General features: G+C 56.3%; 15 protein-coding genes. 9 read left to right on the forward strand and 6 right to left on the reverse strand.

Annotated elements, in window-relative coordinates; genetic code table 11:
* Position 1 precedes the first annotated feature (1 nt).
* Positions 2 to 475 (forward strand): type IV pilin protein, encoded by a 474-nt coding sequence (locus tag QPM17_RS19950; RefSeq protein ID WP_285393185.1) that lies wholly within the window; start codon positions 2 to 4, stop codon positions 473 to 475.
* Positions 476 to 488: 13 nt separating this feature from the next.
* Here the strand turns inward: QPM17_RS19950 and QPM17_RS19955 are convergent, their stop codons facing one another.
* The 3 genes from QPM17_RS19955 to QPM17_RS19965 form a co-directional block, all read right to left on the reverse strand.
* Positions 489 to 1,034, reverse strand: a complete 546-nt coding sequence (locus tag QPM17_RS19955; protein WP_285393187.1) for a GspH/FimT family pseudopilin — start codon at positions 1,032 to 1,034, stop codon at positions 489 to 491.
* A gap of 119 nt (positions 1,035 to 1,153) precedes the next feature.
* Positions 1,154 to 2,542 (reverse strand): sigma-54-dependent transcriptional regulator, encoded by a 1,389-nt coding sequence (locus QPM17_RS19960; RefSeq protein WP_285393189.1) that lies wholly within the window; start codon positions 2,540 to 2,542, stop codon positions 1,154 to 1,156.
* 53 nt (positions 2,543 to 2,595) lie between these two features.
* Positions 2,596 to 4,245: a sensor histidine kinase gene (locus QPM17_RS19965; protein WP_285393191.1), complete on the reverse strand. Its 1,650-nt coding sequence runs from the start codon at positions 4,243 to 4,245 to the stop codon at positions 2,596 to 2,598.
* An 86-nt stretch (positions 4,246 to 4,331) separates the two neighbouring features.
* Between QPM17_RS19965 and QPM17_RS19970 the strand changes: the two genes are divergently transcribed.
* Positions 4,332 to 5,996: an NAD+ synthase gene (locus QPM17_RS19970; RefSeq protein ID WP_285393193.1), complete on the forward strand. Its 1,665-nt coding sequence runs from the start codon at positions 4,332 to 4,334 to the stop codon at positions 5,994 to 5,996.
* On the opposite strand, the gene QPM17_RS19975 is transcribed toward QPM17_RS19970, so the two are convergent.
* Positions 5,997 to 6,830, reverse strand: coding sequence for an outer membrane protein assembly factor BamD (locus QPM17_RS19975; RefSeq protein ID WP_285393194.1), 834 nt, complete (start codon positions 6,828 to 6,830; stop codon positions 5,997 to 5,999).
* 138 nt (positions 6,831 to 6,968) lie between these two features.
* Between QPM17_RS19975 and rluD the strand changes: the two genes are divergently transcribed.
* The 3 genes from rluD (at position 6,969) to clpB (ending at position 11,403) form a co-directional block, all read left to right on the forward strand.
* The gene (gene rluD, locus QPM17_RS19980; RefSeq protein ID WP_285393196.1) at positions 6,969 to 7,946 is read left to right on the forward strand and encodes a 23S rRNA pseudouridine(1911/1915/1917) synthase RluD; all 978 of its coding nucleotides are present in this window, start codon (positions 6,969 to 6,971) and stop codon (positions 7,944 to 7,946) included.
* Positions 7,936 to 8,679 carry a peptidoglycan editing factor PgeF gene (gene pgeF, locus QPM17_RS19985; RefSeq protein ID WP_285393198.1) on the forward strand — a complete coding sequence of 248 codons (744 nt, stop codon included), beginning with the start codon at positions 7,936 to 7,938 and terminating at the stop codon, positions 8,677 to 8,679. The genes rluD and pgeF overlap by 11 nt, the downstream gene beginning before the upstream one ends.
* Before the next feature lie 144 nt (positions 8,680 to 8,823).
* Positions 8,824 to 11,403, forward strand: coding sequence for an ATP-dependent chaperone ClpB (clpB, locus tag QPM17_RS19990; RefSeq protein WP_285393200.1), 2,580 nt, complete (start codon positions 8,824 to 8,826; stop codon positions 11,401 to 11,403).
* Between the two features lie 80 nt (positions 11,404 to 11,483).
* Here clpB and QPM17_RS19995 read toward each other — a convergent pair whose 3' ends face one another.
* A complete protein-coding gene (locus QPM17_RS19995; protein WP_285393201.1) occupies positions 11,484 to 11,942 on the reverse strand; it encodes a DUF4124 domain-containing protein in 459 nt (152 codons plus the stop codon).
* A gap of 498 nt (positions 11,943 to 12,440) precedes the next feature.
* On the opposite strand from QPM17_RS19995, the gene QPM17_RS20000 reads away from it, so the two are divergent.
* From QPM17_RS20000 to pssA, 4 genes are all read left to right on the forward strand, one after another.
* Entirely contained in the window at positions 12,441 to 14,159 is a 1,719-nt protein-coding gene (locus QPM17_RS20000) for an acetolactate synthase 3 large subunit (RefSeq protein ID WP_285393203.1), read from the forward strand.
* Positions 14,160 to 14,161: 2 nt separating this feature from the next.
* Positions 14,162 to 14,653: an acetolactate synthase small subunit gene (ilvN, locus tag QPM17_RS20005; protein WP_285393204.1), complete on the forward strand. Its 492-nt coding sequence runs from the start codon at positions 14,162 to 14,164 to the stop codon at positions 14,651 to 14,653.
* Positions 14,654 to 14,720: 67 nt separating this feature from the next.
* On the forward strand, positions 14,721 to 15,737 hold the full coding sequence (gene ilvC, locus QPM17_RS20010; protein WP_135956668.1) for a ketol-acid reductoisomerase: 1,017 nt from the start codon (positions 14,721 to 14,723) through the stop codon (positions 15,735 to 15,737).
* Positions 15,738 to 15,827: 90 nt separating this feature from the next.
* Complete coding sequence (gene pssA / locus QPM17_RS20015; protein WP_285393207.1) at positions 15,828 to 16,679, forward strand: CDP-diacylglycerol--serine O-phosphatidyltransferase; 852 nt, start codon at positions 15,828 to 15,830, stop codon at positions 16,677 to 16,679.
* A gap of 101 nt (positions 16,680 to 16,780) precedes the next feature.
* Here the strand turns inward: pssA and QPM17_RS20020 are convergent.
* Positions 16,781 to 16,979: hypothetical protein (locus tag QPM17_RS20020; RefSeq protein WP_285393208.1), on the reverse strand; the 199-nt coding region annotated here is incomplete at its 5' end.

Genomic DNA, 16,979 nt, shown 5'->3' on the forward strand with positions numbered 1-16,979 from the left:
TATGCAAAAGGGTTTTTCGCTGATTGAGCTGATGATTGTGGTGGCTATCGTGGGCATTATTGCTGCGATAGCTTACCCAAGTTACCGGGACTCGGTTGTTCGCAGCCAGCGTGCAGATGCGACGACCACGGTAGCGCGGTTGGCGGCTGCACAGGAGCGCTTCTATACCAGGAGTTCACCCGCAACCTATGCGGCAGACTTCAGAACGCTGCTGGATGACACCAGTATTGCGACCGGGACGACGAGCATCAGCTCTGATGAGGGGCTTTACACGATCTCGCTGAGTAATCCCAGTTGCAGTTCTACGGTCGGAGGCAGCACAACTGTTTATTCGTGCTTCACGCTAACCGCCCAGCCTGCAGCCGGAGAAGGCCAGGCAGATGATGAGGAGTGCTGGAATATTTCCCACACAAATACCGGGAAGAGTTCCGAAAACAAGGCGGGCACAGCAAATCCTGCCAGTACCTGCTGGTAATCGCTGCATCAATCTAGCAGTTGAGCGGTTTCCCAGGGGTCTTCTCGACGATGCCATCGCCGTCATAGTCGATGGCCTTTCGGGGACGTCCCAGAGTGGAAATAATGATCATGTTTCCGATTCCCGACGTATGGCACACCGTAAAAGTGCCATTGGTTCCGGCCGCGTGACCTGTCGGCAAGTAAGCAAGAAAAGGGCGGTTGTAGGTAATGGTAATGGCCGGCTCTTTGAGTTCAAGCGTTCGAATTATGTCGGCGGGCGATGTTGGCGCTCCACTGCGGTCCGGGTCTGCGAAGATCAGGAGTTTGGCTGGCGAGGAGGAATCGCACGCAGTGTCTGTATTACTCAGGCACGTGATGACTCGTTGTCCGCGTTTGATTGATTCGGTTCTCGCCAGGAAAGCGGCCCTGATGAGTTTGTCTGTGGCCGTTTCTACCTGAGTGTTGGCGATAACATTACTGAAGCCTGGTACGACGGCAGTCATCAGAGCTGTGGCTATCGCAAGGGTGATAAGGAGTTCCAGGAGCGTAACGCCCCGGGCCTGGTTGAGATTGATCATGACTGGGCTCCTTCCCGTGTTGTCTATCAACGCCGCTGGCGTAAGTGCTCATCCTGAGCAGTCGCTATACTAAACAATCTGAACCTGTGTTTGAATACTGCCGGACAGACTCTGATCCCTTACTCCATCCCCAACTTCTTGAGTCGGTACCTTAACGCCCGGAAACTGATTCCCAACCGCTTGGCAGCCGCTGTCTTGTTCCAGCGGGTCGCCTCAAGGGCTTTCTCTATGGCCTGGCGCTCAATGGTTTCCAGGTAGCCCTCCAGGTCAATCTCACCATCGGGCAAGGTCAGCGTATCCTGGCCCTTCGACGAGGCTCCAATACTGTTTGCACCCGATAGCCCGGCAGGCGAGGGGGTGTTCCCAATGTGCAGGTCCTCCGGTCCAATCAGCTCGGCATCGCACAGCGTAAAGGCGCGTTCGAGAATATTCTCCAGTTCACGGACATTGCCGGGGAAATCATGGGCTTTAAGGCGGTCAATGGCATCCGGAGTCAGGGAAGCGGGTTCGCATTCGTATTCCCGGGCAATACGTTCAAGAATATGGTTCGCCAACAGGCTGATGTCGTCCGGTCTCTCCCTCAGGGGAGGCACCGGCAGCTCAATCACGTTGATGCGGTAGAACAGGTCCTGACGAAATTCCCCTTCCTGGACAAGCCCTGGCAAATCCTTGTGCGTCGCACTGAGAAGACGAATATCCACAGGCACTTCTCTGGTATCACCTACCGGCCGTACGGCTTTCTCCTGAATGGCCCGTAGCAGTTTCACCTGCATGGCCAGGGGTAAGTCGGCCACTTCATCCAGAAACAGGGTGCCACCGTCGGCGGAACGGAAAAGGCCGTCCTTGTTGTCCACGGCACCGGTAAAACTCCCTTTCTTGTGGCCGAAGAACTCGCTTTCCATCAGCTCGGATGGGATCGCGCCGCAGTTGACCGCAACAAACGGCTTGTCCCGGCGGGGCCCCTGTAGGTGGATCATACGCGCAACCAGTTCCTTGCCACTTCCTGATTCCCCGCTGATAAATACCGGCGCCTGGCTTCGCGCCAGCTTCCTGACCTGATTTCTCAGGCGTTTTATCTCACCAGAATTACCTAGCAAAAGGCCCGGTTCATCGGGGGAAACATCAGCCTCGGATTCTGGTTCCGAGAGCTTGAGGGCGCTGTTGACGAGCTCCCGCAGGCGGGGCAGTTCAACGGGCTTGGAAACAAAATCGAATGCACCGGCCTTGAGGGACTCGATAGCCGTGTCCATATTGCCATAGGCGGTGATAACAGCCACCGGGGTGCAGGGGGTGTTCTGCTGGATCCACTGCACCAGCTCGATACCGTTGCCGTCGGGAAGGTTCATGTCGGTCAGGCAGAGCTGTGGCCGGTGCTCACCCAGGAGCTTCTTTGCGCTGGTGATATCCGGGGCCGTCAGCGTATGAATGCCCATGCGGGTGAGTGTGATTTCCAGAAGATCCCGGATGTCCGGTTCGTCGTCTACGATCAGCGCTGTATGAGTGGTCATTGGATTGTTGTCAGTTCCATGTCGTTGTTCACACTGCCGGGCTTCCGGGTTGGTTATATCATCCGCCCGTGATGGGCGAATGTAATGCGGAAACAACAGCCGGGCAGGTTGTCATCCACCAGGGACAGATGGGCCTGATTAGCCTCGCACAGTTCACGTGCCAGATAAAGGCCAAGGCCTGTCCCGCTTTTATCAGTTGTGAAAAACGGCTCAAAAACAGACACCCGGTGCTCTGGGGCAATGCCGGGGCCAAAGTCACGAACATCCACGAAGGCTCTCTCTCCATCCGCCGTGGCGCCGGCATAGAGTTCAATCCTGCGCTCGCCGGTTGCCTGTTCACTGTATCGTAAGCCGTTGTCACAAAGGTTCACCATAACCTGCTCGATCTGGCTCACGTCGAAGCGGGCCTGTGGCAGGTTCTCTTCCGTTCGCAACCCGATGTGGGCAGGTTTCTGGTGTTCAGTATCCTGGGTCTGGAGATACTCGTCACGAAATGCACAAAGCCACTGACTGATGTCCACCAGATCCGAATTTGCAGCACGGCGGCGGGACAGATCCAGCACATTCTCGATGATGCCATTAACTCTGCGAGAGTGCCGCTCAATGATATCCAGCATCTTGCGATCGCCGTCGTCTAGGTTGGGGGACTCTCCCATCAACTGGGAGGCGTGGCTGATGGCACCGAGCGGGTTGCGGATTTCATGGGCGATGCCGGCGGTCAGTCGACCCAAGGAGGCCAGCTTCATCTGTTGCGCCTGCTGGGTCACCTTGCTCATGTCATCGATGAACACCAGAATCTGGTCGCCACGCTCCTGGTCAAGCTGGGTAAAATTAACCTGAACCATGGGCGAGGTCGGAGTGGCCTGAAAGGGAGCGGTTCTGCGGGCCGGATCTTTCAGCCAGTCTTCAAGGCCCAGGCGCAGAGGCTGTGGCAGGTTGCGCCCCCGACTGGATTGGTGGTCGGCTTGTTCACCGGCCAGGCCGAAAAGCAACTCTTCGGCTGCAGCGTTGGCCAGGCGGATGTGCCCGAATCGGTTCAAGACAAGAATACCCGTGCGCATGCGCTGTATGATCTGCCGATTGATCTGTTCCAGTTCGGCAATGCTGCGGGCTCTTGAGCTGGCCAGGGCCTCGCTGCGAAGCATGCGCCGGGAGATGTACTGCAGGATAAAGGCCGCGGCGAAATAGAGAATGCCCAGTGATCCTGCCCGGACAATTTCGTCGGCTGATTCGTCAAATACCATGACAGACCAGGTTGAGATGCTCAGTGAACAGATGGCCCCCAGTGCTGCATAGAAGGTACCAATTCTGCTCGGTGTCAGGATATTCCCGGCTGCTACCGAGACGATGACCAGATTGGCCAGGCCATTGGTGATGCCGGTACTGGTAAACAGGAGTACATGGAGCAGCAGGATGTCCATGAGTATTGAGATGGTAATGTGGCGGCTTCTTGGCTGGAAACCGGCCAGCATCACCAGGGCGATAAAACCGTTGATGGCCAGGTAGCTGACAACTCCGGCCTGGTAGTAGTCCATGGCCCGGAAGCGGGAGTCAAAGTTTATGGGATCAACAAATAAAAGCGCCACCAGGATAATGCTGACGACCACTCTGTAGTGGTTGTAGATACGAAACAGCCTGCCTCTCTGGCTGGCGGGAGGAGCGTCCGCGTTGGGCTGGAGATCAGCAGTTGATGTTTTTGTCATAATACGATGGGTGTCCCGCGAGAATTCTGTTGCCCTGCGGGGTTATAATAGCCTTTTAATGGCAATGAGTTACAGGAGCTGCTTTTATGTCCGTGCAAAAGGATCAATCACCCGGCGGTCGGGATCCTGGCAAATTGAGAGTGGTCATGGCCCAACTCGATTTCCTGGTAGGCGATATTCCCGGTAACACGGGCAGGGTGATTGAGGCCACCCGGCGTGCGGAAACGGAGCACCAGGCAGACCTGGTGGTTTTCCCGGAGCTATGCCTGACCGGCTATCCTCCGGAAGATCTGCTCCTGCGCCCGAGCATGGAAGTCCGTATTGCGGAAGCTCTGGAACGCCTGCGTGAAGAACAGCTCGGTCCTTCAATCATCATCGGCGCACCGGTCAGAGAGGGTGCGCTGTTATACAATGCTGCAGTAATTATTGAGCGCGGCGAGATAACCGGCCGCTATTTCAAACAGTTTCCCCCCAACTATCAGGTGTTCGACGAAAAGCGCTACTTTGCCGATGGCCGGGATACCCTCGTAATGGACATCCAGGGGGTCCCGGTGGGTGTCACCGTATGCGAGGACATATGGAGCGATGGCCCCGTGGAGAGTGCTGCCGCAGCGGGCGCGAAACTGGTTATTAACCTGAATGCGTCCCCCTATGATATTGACAAGCAGGCCCGCCGAAAGGCTCTGATTGAGCGTAAGGCGTGTGAGAACCGGGTCAGTATTGTCTACGTGAACCTGGTGGGCGGTCAGGATGAGCTGGTCTTCGACGGCGGTTCAATGGTGTACGACCACTCCGGCAGCCTCGCCGCCGAGGCTCCCCAGTTCAGCGAAGGGCTCTATCCTGTGGACTTCATCTGTGAGCACCATTGCCAGCCAATTTTACAGCCAGCCATTCCCGAGCCGTCCCTGGAAGAAAATGTCTACAGGGCGCTGGTGCTGGGGGTGCGGGATTACGTTAATAAAAACGGGTTCAAATCGGTGGTTCTCGGGCTGTCCGGGGGCATTGATTCCGCGGTAACCCTGGCGGTGGCGGTTGATGCCCTGGGTGCCGACCGTGTGCGTGCCGTGATGATGCCTTTTCGTTATACAGCCAGTATCAGTCTTGAGGACGCGGAGACCGAAGCAGCCACCCTGGGCGTGCAGTATGACGTGTTCTCCATCGAGCCCATGTACGATGCGTTCATGAAAACCCTGGCAGCCCCTTTCGAAGGAACAAAGCCGGACACTACCGAGGAAAACCTGCAAGCGAGGCTGCGGGGCGTGTTGCTGATGTCCCTGTCCAACAAGTTTGGGTCAATGGTGCTGACGACGGGTAACAAGAGCGAATTGGCGGTGGGGTATTCAACCCTTTACGGCGATATGGCCGGTGGCTTTGACGTGCTCAAGGATGTCCCGAAGACGCTGGTTTTCCGGCTGGCCTGGTATCGAAACAGCCTTTCCCAGGTCATTCCTGAAAGGGTTATTACCCGCCCGCCGTCGGCTGAACTGGCGCCGGATCAGAAAGACGAGGACAGCCTGCCCGGTTATGACGTGCTCGACCAGATACTCAACCTGTATGTGGAGCGGGACCTGAGCGCCGACGCCATCGTCGCCCAGGGCTTCGACAGGACAGACGTGGATCGGGTTGTGCGTCTGGTGGATATCAATGAATACAAGCGCAGGCAGGCGCCCATTGGTGTGCGAATTACAGAAAGGGGCTTTGGCAAGGATCGCCGCTACCCCATCACCAATGGCTGGAAGAGCGGAAACTGACTATTCGTCACCCATGAGGCCAAAGGTGACCACGCTGGACAGCGAGCGGTCCTCGCGCTTGAGTACATCTGCCTGGAACTCACCGTCTTCATTGAAAGCCGTGCTGTCCGGGAAGTTTTCCTGCAGCATGGCCACTGCATCGGCCGACGCTTTTTTCAGATCCATGAAGCTGAAAGTTTCGGCGAGAATGATCAGCGCCTCTTCAACCGAGGGCGTGGTCGAGTAATTCTCCACAATGAAGCGTGCCCGGTTGTTGGCCGCGATATAGGCTTCGCGGCTGATGTAGTAGCGGGCTGCAAAGAGCTCAAGCTCGGCCAGACGGTTGCGGATGGCAATCATGCGCTGGCGGGCGTCGGGAGCGTACTCGCTGGAAGGGTAGCGGTTCAGCAGCTCGGAAAAGTCCCGGAAGGCCTGGCGTTGTTCGCCGGGATCCCTGGCCGCAACTTCAACAGGGAAGTATCTTGCTGCCAGGCCGATATCCAGATTATACGAGGCCAGGCCACGCATATAGAGTGCATAATCGGCGTGGTCGCTTTGGGGATTCAGGCGAAGGAAGCGATCAGCCGCTGCGCGCGCCCCTTCAAGGTCAAGGTTCTGGTAGCGGGCATAGATCAGGTCCAGTTGGGCCTGTTCCGCATAGCGGCCGAACGGATAATAGGTCTCCAGGTAATCGAGGTTCCGTTCTGCCTCGTTGAAATTGCCCGAGTTCATTGCGTCCCGGGCATTCTCGTAATAGGTCTCTTCCGGCAATACTTCTTCCTGCTTGTTGGAGGCGCAGGCACTGATCATCAGTGCTGCAATGGTCACTAGCAGTAATCGAAAAACTGATCTCATGCCGGAATCCCGTATAATGGCGAATATTCGAATGGTGAGCCATTGTAACGGGGATCTGCTCCCTTGTGCAGTGGCACTCGCCGCCGAAGGGGAATTTCTGACTCACACGTAACACTTATCACCGGCCCCGGGGGCTTAATGTCATCTGAAAACCGTATTATCGCCAGCTTCTCCGTACCGCCGGAATACAGCGACCGTCGTCTGGACCAGGCCGCGGCGGAGTTGATGCCGGAACACTCGCGCTCACGACTGCAGGGCTGGATCAAAAGCGGGTCGTTGACGGTGAATGGAAAGACCTGCAAGCCTCGTGACAAGGTCATGCTGGGGGACAGGCTCGAACTGGATGCCGAACCAGAGGCTCAGGTAAGCTGGCAGGCGGAATCGATATCACTGGATGTGGTCTATGAGGATGAGCACCTGCTGGTGATCAACAAGCCGGCGGGTCTGGTTGTGCATCCGGCCGCGGGTCATGCGGATGGTACCCTGGTGAACGCGCTGCTCAACTACGCCCCTGAGGTGGAAAATCTGCCAAGGGCCGGGATCGTGCATCGGCTTGATAAGGATACCTCGGGAATCATGGTGGTAGCTCGCAGTCTGATTGCCCATACATCACTGGTTGACCAGTTGCAGACTCGCACCATGGGGCGGGAGTACGAAGCAATCGTGGTGGGAACCCTGACAGGAGGCTCGACAGTGGACGCGCCTATTGGCCGCCACCCTCGTGAGCGCAAGAAAATGGCAGTGGTGCCAACGGGCAAGCCCGCTGTTACCCACTACCGGCTGGTCGAACGCTTCGCTGCGCATACCCATGTGCGGTGTAAGCTCGAAAGTGGTCGCACACACCAGATCCGTGTCCACATGGCCCATGTCAAGCATCCTCTGGTTGGCGACCCGCAGTATGGTGGCCGGCTTCGCCTTCCCAAGGGAACGACCGACGAACTTCGGGATGTGTTGGCCGGGTTTCAGCGTCAGGCGCTCCACGCCAGGCAGCTGACCCTGCAACATCCCAAAACAGGGGAGGTGATGACCTGGGAAGTGCCCCTGCCCGAGGACATGGAGACGCTACTCGCAGCACTGCGTAAACACGTCAAGGACATGGAGCATCATGACCTCTGATCTGCCCCTCATCACTCCGGACTGGCCGGCACCGGACTGGGTCCGGGCTGTCTGTACAACCAGGTCAGGCGGAGTAAGCGGCGCGCCCTGGGATACCCTGAACCTTGGCGCTCATGTAGGCGATGCGCCGGAGGATGTGGATCGCAATCGCAATATTCTGCGTCAACGGCTGGGTCCCGGAGCAGAGCGTTTTGGCTGGCTGAATCAGGTGCATGGTACTGACGTGGTGGAGTTGCCGGGCACAGGGCACGTTCGCGCCGATGCCAGCGTTACATCCACGGCAGGAAACGTCTGCGTGGTATTGACCGCGGATTGCCTGCCGGTTCTTTTCTGCGATCCATCCAATGGGCGGGTGGCTGCGGCTCATGCCGGCTGGCGGGGGCTTGCGGATGGCGTGCTTGAACGGGTGGTTGCGCAGTTCGGAAATCCCGCCTGCGTTATGGCGTGGCTGGGGCCGGCCATTGGCCCGGATCAGTTCGAGGTGGGCCCTGAGGTGCGGGAGATCTTCCTTCTGAATGATCCGCTGGCAGCTGGAGCTTTTGTCCCCAGCCCTCGCAATGACGCGCATTACCTTGCTGACATTTACCAACTTGCCAGGCAGCGACTGGCCGCCGCCGGCGTGCTGCAGGTGTATGGTGGCGAATTCTGCACGGTGACGGACCAGGATCGGTTTTTTTCATACCGCCGTGATGGCCAGACCGGACGAATGGCCAGCCTGATCTATATTACATGATGCCCGTCAATTTTCTGACACTTCTTTAGCCCGGTCGCTTGAAGTCCTGCCGATCGCCCCTACATTAACTGTCAAAGCAGACCAAATGCTGCCCTCGGAGAAATGTTCCGGGCGGCATGAGAAAAAATTGGGGAATCCAAGATCATGAGAATCGACAAACTGACCAGTAAACTGCAGACCGCACTGGCGGATGCACAGTCCCTTGCGGTGGGCAGGGATCATAATTTTATTGAGCCGGTGCACCTGATGCAGGCACTGATGGATCAGGAAGGCAGCTCCATCAAGCCACTACTGAAACAGGCTGGTGCTGAGCCGGGCCGTATCCGACAGGCTGTGGTTCAGGAAATCGAGAAACTGCCGGAAGTACAGGGTTCGGCGGGTGATGTGTCCATGTCCAATGACATGGGGCGTCTGTTCAATATCGCTGACAAACTGGCGCAGAAACGCGGCGACCAGTTTATTTCCAGTGAGCTGATGCTGCTGGCGGCCCTGGAAGACCGGGGGACCCTCGGGCGGGTTCTGCGGGAGCAAGGCGTCGACAAGTCGTCACTTGAAAGCGCGATTGATGAAGTGCGCGGTGGCGAACCGGTCGATGATGCCTCGGCGGAAGAAAACCGCCAGGCTCTGTCCAAATACACCATTGACCTGACTGAACGTGCCGAGGCCGGCAAGCTGGACCCGGTTATCGGTCGTGATGATGAAATTCGTCGGACCATCCAGGTGTTGCAGCGTCGCCGCAAGAACAACCCGGTGCTCATCGGTGAGCCGGGTGTGGGCAAGACCGCCATTGTGGAGGGGCTTGCCCAGCGAATCGTGAATGGCGAAGTACCGGAAGGCCTCAAGAACAAGCGCGTATTGTCGCTGGACATGGGGTCGCTTATTGCCGGTGCCAAATTCCGTGGTGATTTCGAGGAGCGCCTGAAAGCCGTGCTTAATGAGCTGGCCAAGCAGGAAGGGCAGATCATCCTGTTTATCGATGAAATCCACACCGTAGTAGGCGCTGGTAAAGCCGAAGGGTCCATGGATGCCGGCAACATGCTCAAACCTGCCCTGGCGCGGGGTGAGTTGCATTGTGTGGGCGCGACAACCCTGGACGAGTATCGCGAAAATATCGAAAAGGATGCAGCCCTTGAGCGTCGTTTCCAGAAGGTACTGGTTTCAGAGCCCAATGAGGAAGATACCATCGCAATACTGCGTGGCCTCAAGGAACGCTATGAAGTTCACCATGGGGTGGAAGTGACGGACGGCGCCATTATCGCGGCAGCCAAGCTGTCCCACCGCTATATAACGGACCGCCAGTTGCCGGACAAGGCCATTGACCTGGTGGACGAGGCGGCGAGCCAGATCCGTATGGAAATGGACTCCAAGCCGGAAGCGCTGGATCGCCTCGAGCGGCGCCTGATCCAGTTGAAAATCGAGCGTGAGGCGCTGAAAAAGGAAACCGATGCGGCATCCAAAAAGCGACTTTCAGAGCTTTCGGATGTGATAAGCGGTGTTGAGCGGGAATACGCGGATCTGGAAGAGGTCTGGAACACTGAGAAAGCGGCATTGCACGGCTCCCAGAAGATCAAGAGCCAGCTGGAGCAGGCCAGGATTGACCTGGAAAACGCCCGTCGCGCCGGTGACCTCGGCCGCATGTCCGAGCTGCAGTACGGCCAGATTCCAGAGCTGGAGCGTCAGCTGGATATGGCGAGCCAGGCCGAAATGATGGAGATGAAACTGCTTCGCAACCGTGTGACGGACGAGGAAATCGCCGAAGTGGTCTCCAAGTGGACGGGCATTCCTGTATCGAAGATGCTGGAAGGCGAGCGCGACAAGCTCATTCGCATGGAAGAAGCGCTGCACAGCCGTGTCATCGGTCAGACCGAAGCCGTGGAAGCGGTTTCCAATGCCGTGCGGCGTTCCCGCGCAGGCCTTTCGGATCCTCATCGTCCCAATGGATCGTTCCTCTTCCTGGGGCCAACGGGTGTGGGTAAGACCGAGTTGTGCAAGGCGCTGGCTTCGTTCCTGTTTGACACGGAAGAAGCCATGGTCCGGATCGATATGTCCGAGTTCATGGAGAAACACTCCGTTGCCCGACTGATTGGTGCGCCTCCTGGCTATGTTGGCTACGAGGAGGGTGGCTACCTGACTGAAGCTGTGCGTCGCAGGCCTTATTCAGTGTTGTTGCTGGACGAAGTTGAGAAGGCGCATCCGGACGTATTCAACATTCTGCTGCAGGTGCTCGAAGATGGTCGCCTGACGGATGGTCAGGGCAGGACTGTGGATTTCCGGAATACTGTCATCGTGATGACCTCTAACCTGGGCTCGGATATCATCCAACAGAAAGCAGGTGAAGAGAATTACGAAGCCATGAAGTCAGCAGTCATGGAAGAAGTGGGCACTCACTTCCGGCCCGAGTTTATCAACCGGGTGGATGAAGTGGTTGTGTTCCATCCGCTGGCAGAAAGCCAGATTCAGGGCATTGCCAAGATCCAGATCGAGATCCTCAGCAAACGCCTGAAAGAACAGGATATGAAGCTGGAGCTGGACGATGGAGCCATGCAGTTGCTGGCAGAAGTGGGTTATGACCCGGTTTACGGTGCCCGCCCATTGAAGCGCGCCATCCAGCGAATGATAGAGAACCCGCTGTCGCAAAGGCTCCTCCAGGGTGACTTCCTGCCCGGGGATACCATCAAAGGGACAGTCAAGGATCACGCTCTGGAATTTTCCAAGGCTGGATAATTGGGGTAAAGGCGGAGCAGCTCGCTCCGCCTTTTTTTATTCCTGCATTCCTGAAGGCTTTTGCTTTGTGCCTTTCAGGTTCAGTCTCCGGAAGGCTCGCCGCAATTCTCTTCGGCTATTTCCTCAAATTTCTTGCGCTGCTCTTCAATTTCTTCCTCCGACAGGTAACGCTGCTCACCATCCTCTTCCACACGAATCCGGCTGTTACGCTTCAATATGCTGAGGTTGCTGCGTGCAGTTTCGCAGTTTGCTTCCCGCTGCTTGCGGCGTGCCTCTTCCTGGGCGGTTTCTTTTTGCCGTTCGGCATTTTCGGCTTCCCGGTTTTCCAGAGCTTCAACCCGCTCCTGCGGGCTCTGACGGTTGTTCTCTGAGCGCTTGCCGGTACGTATGCTGACCGATTCTGCCTGTTGTCCGGTTGGCTGCCGGTCCCCGAAGTGCGTAACCCCCTCTTCATCGGTCCATTTGTAGACGGAGGCAGCCGAAGACATCGTCGGTGCCACAGCCAGAAGTACTGCCAGGGTGAGAATTTTTCTGTTCATGCCTCTACTCATTCCGCGTTAGCCTCGTCGGAGTACTGCCTAAAACAGCACCATCTCTGTCTAGCCTATGTTTATCATGCCATTTGTAAAGGTAACTTTCTCGAGTCTGGTTCAAATACTGGCACAAAGTATGGCAGACCTTTGTCGGGTATGGGGCAGAGAATACCGCCGCCGCTATTGACAGGGAGTTCAGCGCTGTCAAAATTGCAGATCGCCTGAAGACTGGGGTCAATACGGCAGGCAATCCCGTGCGAGTATCCCCTGTTAATTACCACACCGAATGCCCCGCGCAGGTCGCGGACGGGTTGTTGCTTACGTGCAACCCGTTGATTGGTCGTTCTCCGCAACCCTCAGGAGGGCGGCTGGCCAGGAGACAACCTCTTACAGCTGGTGTGGCGGAGTATCCGGTTCGGCTTTCACAAGAAGCCGGAGGTTCGGACATCCAGGCAACCGGGACGTTTCCCCGGCTCATTCACTCGTAGAAGAGGGTAGAACATCGTGGAGTTATTGTCTGGCGCCGATATGCTGATCCGGTCCCTGCAAGATGAAGGGATCGAATACATATACGGCTATCCGGGTGGTGCAGCGCTGCATATTTATGATGCGTTGTTCAGGCAGGACAAGGTCAAGCATATTCTGGTGCGTCACGAGCAGGCGGCGGTCCATATGGCCGACGGTTATGCCCGTGCCACCGGCTTGCCGGGTACCGTACTGGTGACCTCGGGTCCTGGAGCCACCAACACCATTACAGGCATTGCCACCGCATTTATGGACTCCATCCCCATGGTGGTTCTGTGCGGTCAGGTTGCATCAAACCTGATTGGTGAAGATGCGTTCCAGGAGACTGACATGATCGGTGTCTCCCGTCCTGTTGTGAAGCACAACCTGAGCGTTCGTCATCCGGAGGATATCCCGGAAATCATCCGCAAGGCCTATTACATCGCCGCAACCGGTCGGCCCGGGCCGGTGGTAGTCGATATCCCCAAGGATATGACCACACCCAACGAGCGCTACGAGTATGTTTTCCCGAAGAAGGTGAAACTGCGCTCTTACAATCCGGCCATTCGCGGCCATGCCGGCCAGATCAAGAAGGCTGTGGACATGCTGATGGCGGCCAAGCGCCCCATTATCTATGCCGGCGGCGGTGTGATTCTTGGCAAGGCAACGGACCAGCTGACCGAACTGGTGAAGATGCTGGGATACCCCATTACCAATACCCTGATGGGCATTGGTTGTTATCCGGCTTCCGACAAACAGCACCTTGGCTGGCTGGGGATGCATGGTACCTATGAGTCCAACATGGCCATGCACCACTCGGATCTGATCCTGTGTGTGGGCGCGCGATTCGATGATCGGGTAACCAATGCCACCGAGAAGTTCTGTCCCGGTGCGCGCATTGTCCATATCGATATTGATCCGGCGTCCATCTCCAAAACCATTGATGCGGATGTCCCCATCGTTGGTCCTGTAGATGCGGTGCTCAAGGAGATGATCACTCTCGTCAGAGAAAGCAAGGAAAAGCCTGACGCCGACGCAATTGCTGCCTGGTGGAAGCAGATTGAAGAGTGGCGTGCTTTCCACGGTATGCGCTACGAGACCAGCCCGGATGTGATCAAGCCGCAGGAAGTGGTTGAAGCGCTCTGGAAACTCACCAATGGTGAGGCATTCGTGACATCTGACGTGGGGCAGCACCAAATGTTTGCGGCCCAGTACTACAAGTTTGACAAACCCAACCGCTGGATCAATTCCGGTGGTCTGGGCACCATGGGCTTCGGTTTGCCGGCCGCAATGGGCGTCAAGCTGACGCATCCAGATGACGAGGTGCTTTGTATTACCGGTGAGGGCAGTATCCAGATGAACATCCAGGAGTTGTCCACCTGCAAGCAGTACAATCTGCCGGTGAAAATTATCAACTTGAACAACCAGGCGCTGGGTATGGTCAAGCAGTGGCAGGACATGAACTATGAGTCCCGCCACGCCGAGTCCTACATGGGATCCTTGCCTGATTTCATCAAATTGGCAGAGGCATACGGTCACAAGGGTGTCAGGATTGATAAAAAGGAAGACCTGGAGCCAAAGCTTAAAGAAGTGCTGGCTATGAAGGATGACCTGGTCTTCGTTGATATCTACGTTGACCGGTTTGAGCATGTCTACCCCATGCAGGTGGCTCGCGGCTCAATGAAGGATATGTGGCTCAGCAAGACGGAGAGGGTCTGATCATGCGTCGAATCATTTCTGTTTTGCTTGAGAACGAACCAGGCGCCCTGTCTCGTGTTGTGGGGTTGTTCTCGCAGCGCAACTACAACATCGAAACCTTGACCGTGGCGCCTACCGAGGACGAAACCCTGTCACGACTTACGGTCACAACCACAGGCTCTGACAAGGTTATTGAGCAGATCACCAAGCAGCTGAACAAGCTGATCGAAGTGGTCAAGCTGGTGGATCTCACCGAAGGCTCCCACATCGAGCGCGAGCTGATGTTGGTCAAGCTCAAGGCAACCGGCTCCCAGCGGGCCGAGATCAAGCGTACCGTTGATATCTTCCGTGGCCAGATTGTGGATGTCACCAGTTCTGTCTATACCGTCCAGCTGGCCGGTAATAGTGAAAAGCTGGACGGATTTATCCAGGCGGTTGGCACATCCGGTGTGCTCGAGGTTGTCCGTAGCGGTGTGTCCGGCATCGCCCGCGGCGAGAAGGTTTTAAGCCTGTAACAGGCATAGACATCATTCTGTACAATGACGGCCCCGAACAGGCCAATACAATATATAGAGGTTATACATGCAGGTTTACTACGATAAGGATTGCGATCTTTCCATTATCCAGGGCAAGAAAGTTGCCATCATCGGCTTTGGCTCACAGGGCCACGCTCATGCGTGCAACCTGAAAGAGTCCGGTGTTGATGTGACTGTTGGTCTGCGCCCGGGTTCTTCTTCCATCGCCAAGGCAGAGGCCTATGGTCTGAAGACCAGCGATGTCCCTGCTGCTGTTGCCGCTGCCGACGTGGTCATGGTGCTGACACCAGACGAGTTCCAGGCGCAGCTGTACAACGCGGAGATCGAGCCGAACCTGAAGCAGGGCGCTACGCTGGCGTTCGCCCACGGCTTTTCGATCCACTACAACCAGATCGTACCGCGCAAGGATCTGGACGTGATCATGATCGCACCCAAGGCGCCGGGCCACACGGTACGCACCGAATTTACCCGTGGTGGTGGTATTCCTGACCTGATTGCCATTTTCCAGGACGCCTCCGGTAATGCCAAGAATCTGGCCCTGTCCTATGCCAGCGGTATTGGCGGTGGTCGTACCGGTATCATCGAAACCACCTTCAAGGACGAGACCGAAACCGACCTGTTCGGTGAGCAGGCTGTCCTGTGTGGTGGTACTGTCGAGCTGGTCAAAGCGGCTTTCGAAACGCTGGTGGATGGTGGTTACGAGCCGGAAATGGCTTACTTTGAATGCCTGCACGAGCTCAAGCTGATCGTCGACCTGATGTATGAAGGCGGTATCGCCAACATGAACTACTCCATCTCCAACAACGCGGAGTATGGTGAGTATGTAACTGGCCCGGAGATCATCAACGAGCAGTCCCGTGAGGCCATGCGCAACGCACTGAAGCGCATCCAGACCGGTGAGTATGCCAAGATGTTCATTCAGGAAGGCAGCAGCAACTACCCGTCCATGACGGCCCGCCGCCGCATCAATGCCGAGCATCAGATCGAGACCGTCGGTGAGAAACTGCGCTCCATGATGCCCTGGATCTCCGCGAACAAGATCGTGGACAAAGAGAAAAACTGAGCCGGCAGCCCGGCCTGGTTTGAAAGACGCGGCCCGGGTGGCCGCGTTTTTCGTATATACTCCGCCTAAATGCTTTCCGGAGTGACTGGAATGAGTGACGAAAAAAAGCAGACGAATACAGAAACCACAAAAGCCGAGACGCAGGAGCAGGGTCATCTAGAGGGTGCCGAGTATGATATCGAGGCGGGCGAGGTGGTCGAGGAAGAGCTTGTTGAAGGTGCCCCGGTCCGCCGCAAGGGTATCTATCTTCTGCCGAACGCCCTGACTACAGCTTCGTTGTTCTCCGGCTTCTATGCCATTGTTTCTGCTGCGAACGGTGTGTTCGATAATGCAGCCATTGCAATCTTTGTGTCCATGATTCTGGACGGCCTCGATGGTCGTGTCGCCAGGCTTACCAACACCCAGAGCAAATTCGGCGAGGAATACGACAGCCTTGCCGACATGGTGGCCTTTGGCGTTGCTCCCGGATTGGTGGCCTTCTTCTGGTCATTGAATAACCTTGGTCAGGTTGGCTGGGCCATCACCTTTATCTATGTGGCTGGCGCGGCTTTACGCTTGGCGCGATTCAATACACAGATCGGCTCTGTGGATAAAAAGTTCTTTGTCGGACTGGCCAGCCCTGCAGCGGCAGCCTGCGTGGCCGGACTGGTCTGGTGCTTCCATGCGGTGGAGCCGGCCAGCTGGTTGACGTTGATGACCATCATCGTTGTGGGTGGTTGTGGCGTGCTGATGGTCAGTAACATCCTCTACAAGAGCTTCAAGGATCTGGATATGCGGGGGCGGGTGCCTTTCGCTGCCATTCTTCTGGTGGTGCTTGTGTTTGTGGTGGTTGCGCTTGACCCGGCCACGGTGCTGTTTACCGGGTTTCTTGTATACGCATTGTCAGGACCGGTTCTGGCGTTGTTCAGAAAATCGCGCCAGTCGGCAAACCAGTCTGCCTGAATTCGGGGTAGATAATGAGCACTTTGAACGCGGATTGAACAGTCGCATAGGTGCTAACCGAGACATTGCAAAAATAGTTGTTTAACCTCGTTGACACATGCTCATAGCTCTGTAGAATGCGCATCTCTTTCGAGGGACACGCCACTGAGGCGGGTCAGAAATTGAAAGGCAACTGTTTGATTTGATTGGTAGTTTTCCGGTTTTAAATCGGAGCCAAAATTAACGGTTGACAAGGCGGTGATTCGATGTAGAATACGCCACCTTGATCGGGCAAGCCCCGAACGCTCTTTAAAAAGTTGA

The organism is Marinobacter azerbaijanicus (genome assembly GCF_030250645.1).
Lineage (GTDB): Bacteria > Pseudomonadota > Gammaproteobacteria > Pseudomonadales > Oleiphilaceae > Marinobacter > Marinobacter azerbaijanicus.

What these genes read in the sequence shown, in the direction of transcription:
- QPM17_RS19960 (WP_285393189.1), bottom strand. Translation starts at nt 2,542, where the DNA reads ATGACCACTCATACAGCGCTGATCGTAGACGACGAACCGGACATCCGG.
- pgeF (WP_285393198.1), top strand. Translation starts at nt 7,936, where the DNA reads ATGACCTCTGATCTGCCCCTCATCACTCCGGACTGGCCGGCACCGGAC.
- ilvN (WP_285393204.1), top strand. Translation starts at nt 14,162, where the DNA reads ATGCGTCGAATCATTTCTGTTTTGCTTGAGAACGAACCAGGCGCCCTG.
- clpB (WP_285393200.1), top strand. Translation starts at nt 8,824, where the DNA reads ATGAGAATCGACAAACTGACCAGTAAACTGCAGACCGCACTGGCGGAT.
- QPM17_RS19970 (WP_285393193.1), top strand. Translation starts at nt 4,332, where the DNA reads ATGTCCGTGCAAAAGGATCAATCACCCGGCGGTCGGGATCCTGGCAAA.
- QPM17_RS19975 (WP_285393194.1), bottom strand. Translation starts at nt 6,830, where the DNA reads ATGAGATCAGTTTTTCGATTACTGCTAGTGACCATTGCAGCACTGATG.
- ilvC (WP_135956668.1), top strand. Translation starts at nt 14,721, where the DNA reads ATGCAGGTTTACTACGATAAGGATTGCGATCTTTCCATTATCCAGGGC.
- QPM17_RS19950 (WP_285393185.1), top strand. Translation starts at nt 2, where the DNA reads ATGCAAAAGGGTTTTTCGCTGATTGAGCTGATGATTGTGGTGGCTATC.
- QPM17_RS19965 (WP_285393191.1), bottom strand. Translation starts at nt 4,245, where the DNA reads ATGACAAAAACATCAACTGCTGATCTCCAGCCCAACGCGGACGCTCCT.
- pssA (WP_285393207.1), top strand. Translation starts at nt 15,828, where the DNA reads ATGAGTGACGAAAAAAAGCAGACGAATACAGAAACCACAAAAGCCGAG.
- QPM17_RS19955 (WP_285393187.1), bottom strand. Translation starts at nt 1,034, where the DNA reads ATGATCAATCTCAACCAGGCCCGGGGCGTTACGCTCCTGGAACTCCTT.
- rluD (WP_285393196.1), top strand. Translation starts at nt 6,969, where the DNA reads ATGTCATCTGAAAACCGTATTATCGCCAGCTTCTCCGTACCGCCGGAA.
- QPM17_RS19995 (WP_285393201.1), bottom strand. Translation starts at nt 11,942, where the DNA reads ATGAACAGAAAAATTCTCACCCTGGCAGTACTTCTGGCTGTGGCACCG.